The sequence below is a fragment of the Micromonospora sp. NPDC005203 genome, from assembly GCF_042872705.1.
Lineage (GTDB): Bacteria > Actinomycetota > Actinomycetes > Mycobacteriales > Micromonosporaceae > Micromonospora.
Genome location: NZ_JBIAKV010000031.1, coordinates 1 through 8,553 on the forward strand (window position 1 = coordinate 1; position 8,553 = coordinate 8,553).

The following is an 8,553-nucleotide window of genomic DNA, read 5'->3' on the forward strand; positions in this document are numbered from 1 at the left end:
GATGGAACGCCTGATCGACTTCGTCACCGAGCCGCTCTGACCTAGCCCCCGCCCCCCCCCCCCTGGGGGCCCCCCCCCCCCCGTGGGGGGCCCCCCCCCCCCCCCCCCCCCCCGGGGGGGCCCCCCCCCCCCCCCCCCCCCCCCCGCCGGGCGGCGGCGGCGGCCCCCCCCCCCCCCCCCCCCCCCCCCCCCCCCCACGGCCGTCGCCGTGGCCATGGCATCGGGTCCCGCACCAGCCCTGGCCATCGTGGACGAGCTGGTCGCCGCGAACCGGCTCCCCGGCTCGCACCTGGTCCCGACCGTACGCGGTGAGCTACTGACCCGCCTCGGCCGCCGAACGGAAGCGCGCGCCGAGCTGGAGCTGGCCGCCCGGCTGTGCGACAACCAGCGGAAGCGCTCGGTGCTCCTGGGCAAGGCGGCGGCGCTGAGCTGACGTCGGCCAGCCTGTGGACCCGATCTGGTCACGGAGAACGGGGCGGCGACGGAATCCGTCGCCGCCCCGTCAGCGTGCGGTGGTGCTCAGGAGGCGGTGCAGGAAAGCACCTGTGGACGTGTCCAGTTGCCGTTGGCCATCGTGGTGAAGCCGAAGACGTTGCCGCTGCCGTTCGACCGCATCGTCATGACGTTTCCGCTGCTGTCCCAGGTGGGGCTGCCGTTCCAGGTGGCGGACACCTTCTGTGGCGGGGTGACAGCCACCACGACGCTCCAGCTGCTCGCCCCGCTGACGGTCACCTGACTGTTGAACCGGTCGCCCCACCGGGTGCTGTCCTGCAGCGTCGCGGTGCAACCGCCGCCGGGCGGCGGCGTGGTGGGCGGCGCGGTAGTGGGCGGCGCGGTGGTGGGCGGCGCGGAGGTCGGCGGCGTGGAGGTCGGCGGGACGGAGGTCGGCGGGACGGAGGTCGGCGGAGCCGTCGTCGGGACCGCGGCGCCGTTGTTCAGCGCGGCGAGTACGGCGTCGTACGCCGGCTTCTTGGAGCCGTTGCTGTTGAACAGCAGCGGGGTCTGCGAGGCCAGCCACGAGTCACTGTCGCGGATGCCCCAGACCGTGATCCCGTTGCAGCGGGGTACGGCCATGCAGTCCTCCACCACGCTGCGGTAGGTGTTCGCCGGAGCCCCCTGGATGTCCAGCTCGGTGATCTGCACGTCCACGCCCAACGCGGCGAAGCTCGACAACGTGGTGCGGTAGTTGCTCACGTACGGCGAGTTGTTGTTGAAGTGCGACTGGAAGCCGACGCAGTCGATCGGCACTCCACGGGCCTTGAAGTCCCGCACCATGTTGTAGACACCCTGGGTCTTGGCGTGCGTCCAGTTGTCGGTGTTGTAGTCGTTGTAACACAGCTTCGCGTTCGGATCCGCCGCATCCGCCGCCCGGAACGCCGCCTCGATCCAGTCATTGCCGGTGCGCTGCAGGTTCGAGTCGCGACGGCCGCCGGAACTTCCGTCGGCGAACGCCTCGTTCACCACGTCCCACGCCACCACCTGACCGCGGAAATGCGTGGCCACCTGCGTCACGTGGTTGAGCATCGCCTGCCGCAACGCGCTGCCACTCATGCTCTCCATCCAGCCGGGCTGCTGCGAGTGCCAGGCGAGGGTGTGACCCCGCACGCTCATCCCGCGACTGCGGGCGTGGTTGACGATCTGCTCCGCCGCGCCGTAACTGAACCGGCCCTGCTGCGGCTCGGTGGCGTTCATCTTCATCTCGTTCTCGGCCGTGACCATGTTGAACTCACGGTTCAGGATCGTGGTGTACGCGTTGTCGCTCAACCGGCTCGCGGCCACCGCCGTGCCAAAATAGCGACCCTTCTCGGCGGCGGACGCGCCCAGGGTGGTTCCGGCGCTCGCCGTGCTCGGCAGGAACGCGGCACCTGTCGCGGCGAGCAGAGCCGCGGCGGCGAGGACGATAGCCGTACGCGCTCGTGGGCCCGCCGGTGAGCGGGTGTCCCCGTGGCACCTCTCGGTCATGTCTCTTCCTTCCGGTGGGACCCGGGATGGAGTGTCTGACGCAGCACCCCGGTGGGTGGTGGGGTATCGGGTCGAGACCACGTACACCGGGACGCCCGGGAAGAGACGTAACCCTCGATCATCGATTCCGATGGATGTGGAGTATGTCAGCGCCACCGGTTGACGAGCAACGATTTCCGGAAGTTTTACGAGACCCGCGGGACGCCGTTCCGCTGCCGGCCAGACAACTGTCCTGGTGGGCGCCTGGTTGGCGGGAGCGCGAGGTAGGGAGTCGACGGGCGGGGCGGGGCAGCGGAGGCGTGAGGTCCACAAGTTCCGGAACTTCTCCGCAAGGCAGGAGCGCCGCAACGACGACCTGGACGAGGAATTACCTGCCCGTCTCGACCTTCATCAACTCGTCGCGTGGTAGAGCCGGCTGACGGTCTCGGCCACACAGACGGGCTTGCCGCCGCTGTCGCTCTCCACGGTGACCGTCGCGACCACCTGCACGCCCCCGGTCACCGCGGACACCTCGGCGAATGTGACAGCGGCCCGGACGGCGGCGCCGACCCGCACCGGGGCGGGGAAGCGGACCCGGTTCAGCCCGTAGTTGACCCCCATCGCCACCCCCTCCACCCGGTAGAGCCGGCCGGCCAGCGCCGGCAGCAGCGACAGCGTCAGGTAGCCGTGGGCGACGGTCCCGCCGAACGGGCCCGCCGCGGCCCGGACCGGGTCGAGGTGGATCCACTGGTGGTCGTCGGTGGCGTCGGCGAAGAGGTCGACCCGACTCTGTTCGATCCGCTCCCACGGACCGGGTCCGAGGGTCTCGCCGACCGCGGTGGCCAGTTCCTCGACCGAGCTGAAGACTCGCATGTCAGGTCTCCCGGAGACTAGAAGGCGTTGACGCCGGTGAGCGCGCGTCCGATGAGGAGTTGCTGGATCTGGCTGGTGCCCTCGTAGAGGGTGGCGACCCGGGCGTCACGCAGGTACTTGCCGACCGGGTATTCGTCGATGTAGCCGTACCCGCCGAAGACCTGGACCGCGTTGTTGGCCGCGCGGACGGCGGCCTCGCTGGCGAAGAGCTTGGCCATCGACGCCTCGGTGGCGAACGGCTGGTCCCGGTCGATCAGGTCGGCCACCTGCCACACCAGCAGCCGGGCGGCGGCGGTGTCCACGGCGATCGCGGTGAGCAGTTGTTGCACGAGTTGGTGCCCCGCGATGGGCTTGCCGAACTGGGTGCGCTGCCCGGCGTAGCCGACCGCCGCGTCGAGGCAGCCCTGGGCGATGCCGACGCACCCGGCCGCCACCGACATCCGGCCCTTGGCGAGGGTCGCGAGGGCCAGCCGAAACCCGCCGCCCTCGTCGCCGAGGCGGGCGGCGTCGGGCACGCGTACCCCGTCGAGGCTCAACTCCCCGGTGGCCTGGCCGCGCAGGCCCAGCTTGCCGTGGATCTCCCGTCGGGTCAGCCCCGGACTGTCGGTGGGCACCAGGAACGCGCTGATGCCACGGTGCCCGGGGCCGCCGGTGCGGGCGAAGACCAGCGCGACGTCGGCGGTGGTGCCGTTGGTGATGAACGTCTTCGTGCCGGTGAGCAGCCAGTCAGTGCCGGCACGGACCGCGCGGGTCCGCAGCGCGGCGGCGTCCGAACCGCTGTCCGGCTCGGTCAGCGCGAAACAGCCAAGCGCGGTGCCGGCGCAGAGTCGGGGCAGCCACTCGGCCCGCTGCTCGGCCGTGCCGTGGCCGGCGATCGACTTCGCGACCAGGCCGAGAGAGACCGAGACGATGCCGCGCACCGCCGAGTCGCCCCGGCCCAGCTCCTCCAGGACCAGGCAGTAGGCGAGGTGGTCGCCACCGGAACCGCCGTCGGCCTCGGCGATGGTCAGCCCCAGGAAGCCGAGGTCGCCGAGCATGCCGACGACGGCGGGGTCGACCGACTCGCGCCGGTCCCAGACGGCAGCGTGCGGCACCAACTCACGGTCGGCGAACTCGGCGGCCAGCTGGCGGACCGCGGCCTGCTCGGCGGTGAGGGTGAGGTCCATGGCCTTTAAACTAGCGGTGATAGTTTATGCCGTCCAGAGCGGACCCCGGGTCACCGGTCGGAGGCCAGCCCGGCGTGCCGCTCGCCCGCGAACGCGCGGGCCAACTCGGTCCGCGAGCGGATGCCGAGGCGGTGGAACACGTTGCGCAGGTGATGGTCGACCGTGCGGATCGAGAGGAACATCTGGGCCGCGATCTCGCGGTTGGTGGCACCCTCCGCGACCAGCTCCGCGATCCGCAGTTGCTGGCCGGTCAGCAGCCGCGCCGCCGGCAGGTCCGGCGGACCGACCGACTCTCCGGCGGCCCGCAGCTCCGAGGTGGCCCGCTCAGCCCAGCACGCCACCCCGAGCAGGCTGAACGTCTCCCGGGCCTGGTGCAGGTGCGTACGCGCGTCACGTGGGCGTCGGCTGCGCCGCAACTCCTGGCCGAAGAGCAGCTCGGTGCGGGCCAGCTCGAACGTGCCGGCCTCCGTCGGGTGCAGCCGTAGCGCCGCCTGGAAATTACGTTCCGCCTCGGCGCTGCCCCGGGGGGCGAGCAGCGCGTGGCACCGGGCGGACAGGGCCCGGCGCAGCGGGCTCGCCGTGCTGCTGGCCCATCTGTCGAAAACGGTGAGCGCGGCCGCGGCCGCCGGTCGGTGTGCGAGGTGCGCCGCCGCCTCCACCAGGTACGGCGTCGCCATCACCTGCACCAGGACCTGACCTCGACCGGTGCCGAGCCGAGCCAGCGACGCCAGCCGGTCCGCGGCCTCGGCGTGCCGTCCGTCGATGAGGTCGAGCACCGCCAGCGCCCACCCGGCGAGCGCGTGTGGACGGCTGCCCGGCGTCGGCGACTCGCCGATCTCACGGATCTGCCGCAGGCTGGTGTCGCGGTCGGAGCGGATCGCGGCGAGCACCGCGAGCAGGCCCAGGTGGACGTTGGCGCAGTTGACCTGACCCGTGGCGCGAGCGACCCGCAGTCCGTCGCGGGAGGTCTCCGCAGCCGCCTCGTGCCGGCCCTGCCAGTACTCGGCGATCGCCCGCAGCTCCAGCGCCCGCGGCAGCATGGACAACTCGCCCCGATCGCGGGCCAACGCGACGGCGCGCTCGGCGAGCCGGTGCGCCGCGCCGTCCACGGCGACCACCAGGCCGGCCGCCGCCGCACAGGTGAGCGCGGTGGTAGTCATCGCCGACCCGTTCAACCGGGCACCCAGCACGACGGCGCGGCGTAGCGTCGGGCCGGCCCGCTCGTGGTCGCCCCGCAGGGTCGCCGCCACCCCGGTGACCAGGCTGCCCATCAGCTCCATCGCCGGCGGGTCGGTCGACCGCCGTAGGGCCAGCGCCCGCCGACCGACCTCGGCGTACCGGTACTGGTCGCCGGCGAAGCAGATGGCCTCACCGGCTCGTACCAGCCCGGACATCGCCAGGAACCGGTCGGTGTCGGCGACCGCCGCGGCCGCGTCCAGCAGTCGGGCCGAGGCACCCGACGCCGCGCCGCAGCGCAGCTCCAACTCCCCGCGCAGCAGGTCGGCGCGGCCCCGCAGGGTCGGGTCCGTGCAGACCCCACGCAGGCGGTCGAGCAGCAGCCGGGCCACCTCGGGTTGCCCGCCGGCCCAGGCGTACTGGGCGGCGCCCAGCAGCCGGACGGCCGTCTGGGTCGGATGGTTGCTGAGGTCGGCGGCCCAGCGCAGCGCCTCCGAGGCGACGGCCCAGCCACCGGTGCCGCCCGAGGCCGCCTCCTCCAACTCCGCGGCCAGGGCCGGATCGGCACCTGCCGTGGCGGCGGCGAGGTGCATCGCCCGGCGCAGCCGCTGCCCGTCGTCGCTCAGCACCCCGGCCAACAGCCGGTGTGCGGCGCGGCGCTCGGCGAGCGGCGCGCTGGCCACGATCATCGTGCGAACCAACGGTTGGGGAAATGTGACGCCCTGCGGCTCGACGCGGACCAGGCCGGCGACCTCCGCCGGGGCGAGGGCCTCGATCTCGGTGCCGGCGGCTCCGGCGGCCCGGATCAGCGTGCCGGGCGCACCGTCCTGGTCGAGCGCGGCGAGCAGCAGCATCCGCCGGGTGTCCGGCGGCAACCGGTCCAGCCGTGCCCGGTACGCGCGGCCCAGCCCGCCATCCTCCGGCGGCGCGGCGGGCAGCGGCTCCTCGCCCCGCCACTGGGCCGGGCTGAGCACCTCGGCGAGGTCCACCAGGGCCTGCGGGTTGCCGCCGCCGATCGCGGCCAGGGCGGTCACCACCGACGCGGGGGGCCGCTCGGGTAACCGGTCGGTGAGGAAGGCGACGCTGCTGCGCGTGTCGAGCGGCCGGAGGCGGTGCGCCGGTATCCCGTCGATCGTGACCCCGACGTCCGCGGTGAGTAGGACGACGATCGGTAGGTGCCGCAGCCGGCGGGCCACGACGGCCAGCACCTGCCCGGTCAGTGGGTCGCCCCGATCCACGTCGTCCATGGTGACGAGCAGCGGGCGGTCCCGTGCCCCGTCGGCGAGGATCCCGAGCACTGCCATCGACAGGGCCAGCCGACGATGGGCCGGGCAACCGTCCCCGCCCAGTGCCCGCCGGAGCAGGTCGCGCTGCGGCGTTGGCAGGGCCGCGGCGTGGTGCAGCACCGGGTCGAGCAGTCGTTGCAGACCCGCGTACGGCAGCGCGGCCTCCTCGGCCAGTCCGCTCGCGGCGAGCACGGTGCGGCCCTCGGCGTGGAGATGGGCGTGGCCGAGCAGCGCGGTACGGCCCGATCCCGGTTCACCGTGCAGCAGCAGGGCACCGCCACCGTTGGTCACGCCGTCGAGCAGGCCCCGGACGGCGCGGCATTCGTCGTCCCGGCCACGCAGGGGGGTTAGTTGCACTCTCGATGCAGTAACCATGCATGAAGTGTCACTCATCGGTAACCGAATGGAAAGAGGGGCGATATCGGGCCGAGCCGGAATCAGTCGGCCGCGACCTCGGCCAGTAGCGCGCCCACCGTCCGGGCCATCACGGCGCGGGCCGAGTCCACGCCCAGCCCGAGCCCGTAGCGCAGCATCGACCAGGCCTGCCACGTGCTCGCCGCCACCAGGGCGTTGAGCAACTGCTCCCGCCCCGGCCCGGCCGCGGCCAGCTCGACGGTGAAGAGCTCGGCGACCTCGTCGCGGACCCGCTCGATGTGCTTGAGGCGGTTGCGGTGCAGCTGCTCGGAGACCGGCTCGCGCATCTGGGCGGCCCGCGCCGACGGCGCGATGAGCTGGAGCAACCGGGCCCGCTGCCGGCAGTACGCGTCGACCCGCTTGGCCAGCGGCAGCCCGGGAGAGATCGGCCGATGGGCGGCGTCCTGCTGCCGGAGCACCTCCGCGCCGCTGGCCTCGAAGAGTGTCTCCATGTCCTTGAAGTTGGTCCAGAGCGTCCGCAGCGAGATGCCGGCCCGATCGGCGATGCGTTCCCCGGTCGGGCGCAGATCCCCCTCGCCGATGAGCGCGAGGTGAGCCTCGACGATGGCCGCGCGGGTGCGCTCGGCCCGAGCGGTACGCCCGTCGACCCGGCTCGCGACCTCGACCCCGTCCATCCGCCCCCGCCCCCGCCCCTTCACCGCCACGGCGCCTCCCGACGCACCGACGAGTCTAGACAGGCGGTGATCAGCGACCCCGGGCCGACCGCCGGCCTGCTCATCCGGCTCGACCCGTCAGCGAGACGCCACCGTCACAGACGACTGTCTGCCCGGTGATCCAGGCGGCGTCGTCGGAGGCCAGGAAGGCGACCGCGCCCGCGACGTCCGGCGGCAGTCCGAGGCGTCCGAGCGGGTAGTGCGCGGCGACCTCCTCCTCCCGCCCCCGGTACAGCGCGGCGGCAAAGCGGGTCTTCACCACACCGGGGGCGACCGCGTTGACCCGGACGGTCGGCCCCAGCTCCACCGCGAGACTGGCGGTGAGGTGGTTGAGCGCGGCCTTGCTCACGCCGTAGAAGGCGATGCCCGGCGACGGCGCGAGACCGGCGATCGACGAGACGTTGACGACGCAGCCGCCGCGCTCGGTCATGCCCGCGGCGCAGGCCTCCTGCACCCAGCCGAGGGTGGCGACCAGGTTGACGTCCAGGATCTTGCGGGCGGCGGCCGGGTCCAGCCCGAGCAGCGGACCGTGCACCGGGTTGATGCCCGTGTTGTTGACCAGGAGATCCACCGGCCCGAACGTCGCGCCAACCTGACGCACCGCGGCGGCTCGATGCTCGGGGTCGTCGGCGCGGCCCGGCACCGCGAGGGCGTGCTCCGGCCCGCCGAGGGCGGCGACCGCCTCGGCCAGCGCCTCGGGGTGTCGGGCGGTGACGCCCACCCGGGCACCCTCGGCGACGAGGCGTTCGGCGATGGCCAGGCCGATCCCCCGACTGGCGCCGGTGACGATGGCGACACGGCCCGCAAGCCGGCCCGAATATGCATTCACAGTGCAGATAGTAGGAGCGGCGATCGGTGTCGGTCAACGTCTTCCGGGACACCGCCGGGGACGCGCAGCCGTGGGGGGGGGGGGGGGGGGGGGGGGGGGGGGGGCGCCCGCCGCGGCCGCGGGGGGGGGGGGGGGGGGGGGGGGGGGGGGTGTGGGGGGGGGGGGGGGGGGGGGTGGCGGCCGCGGGCCGCGGG

7 protein-coding genes are annotated in these 8,553 nt (G+C 73.5%); 1 reads left to right on the plus strand and 6 read right to left on the minus strand.

Annotation, left to right across the window (positions count from 1 at the left end):
* Nucleotides 1-208 precede the first annotated feature (208 nt).
* Nucleotides 209-433, plus strand: a complete 225-nt coding sequence (locus tag ACFYPM_RS32075; protein WP_387205137.1) for a hypothetical protein — start codon at nucleotides 209-211, stop codon at nucleotides 431-433.
* 86 nt (nucleotides 434-519) lie between these two features.
* Here ACFYPM_RS32075 and ACFYPM_RS32080 read toward each other — a convergent pair whose 3' ends face one another.
* The 6 genes from ACFYPM_RS32080 to ACFYPM_RS32105 form a co-directional block, all read right to left on the minus strand.
* Nucleotides 520-1,962, minus strand: coding sequence for an endo-1,4-beta-xylanase (locus tag ACFYPM_RS32080; protein ID WP_387205140.1), 1,443 nt, complete (start codon nucleotides 1,960-1,962; stop codon nucleotides 520-522).
* Nucleotides 1,963-2,352: 390 nt separating this feature from the next.
* Nucleotides 2,353-2,814: a MaoC family dehydratase gene (locus tag ACFYPM_RS32085; protein ID WP_387205143.1), complete on the minus strand. Its 462-nt coding sequence runs from the start codon at nucleotides 2,812-2,814 to the stop codon at nucleotides 2,353-2,355.
* Between the two features lie 17 nt (nucleotides 2,815-2,831).
* On the minus strand, nucleotides 2,832-3,980 hold the full coding sequence (locus ACFYPM_RS32090) for an acyl-CoA dehydrogenase family protein (RefSeq protein ID WP_387205146.1): 1,149 nt from the start codon (nucleotides 3,978-3,980) through the stop codon (nucleotides 2,832-2,834).
* A 50-nt stretch (nucleotides 3,981-4,030) separates the two neighbouring features.
* Nucleotides 4,031-6,799, minus strand: a complete 2,769-nt coding sequence (locus ACFYPM_RS32095; protein WP_387205149.1) for an AAA family ATPase — start codon at nucleotides 6,797-6,799, stop codon at nucleotides 4,031-4,033.
* 80 nt (nucleotides 6,800-6,879) lie between these two features.
* Complete coding sequence (locus ACFYPM_RS32100) at nucleotides 6,880-7,491, minus strand: TetR/AcrR family transcriptional regulator (protein ID WP_387205155.1); 612 nt, start codon at nucleotides 7,489-7,491, stop codon at nucleotides 6,880-6,882.
* A gap of 100 nt (nucleotides 7,492-7,591) precedes the next feature.
* Nucleotides 7,592-8,359, minus strand: coding sequence for an SDR family oxidoreductase (locus tag ACFYPM_RS32105; RefSeq protein WP_387205152.1), 768 nt, complete (start codon nucleotides 8,357-8,359; stop codon nucleotides 7,592-7,594).
* Between the last annotated feature and the right edge of the window lie 194 nt (nucleotides 8,360-8,553).

Bases quoted from the DNA above. Each gene is read 5' to 3' on its own strand.
- ACFYPM_RS32080 (WP_387205140.1), bottom strand. From the start codon at position 1,962: ATGACCGAGAGGTGCCACGGGGACACCCGCTCACCGGCGGGCCCACGA.
- ACFYPM_RS32085 (WP_387205143.1), bottom strand. From the start codon at position 2,814: ATGCGAGTCTTCAGCTCGGTCGAGGAACTGGCCACCGCGGTCGGCGAG.
- ACFYPM_RS32090 (WP_387205146.1), bottom strand. From the start codon at position 3,980: ATGGACCTCACCCTCACCGCCGAGCAGGCCGCGGTCCGCCAGCTGGCC.
- ACFYPM_RS32100 (WP_387205155.1), bottom strand. From the start codon at position 7,491: ATGGACGGGGTCGAGGTCGCGAGCCGGGTCGACGGGCGTACCGCTCGG.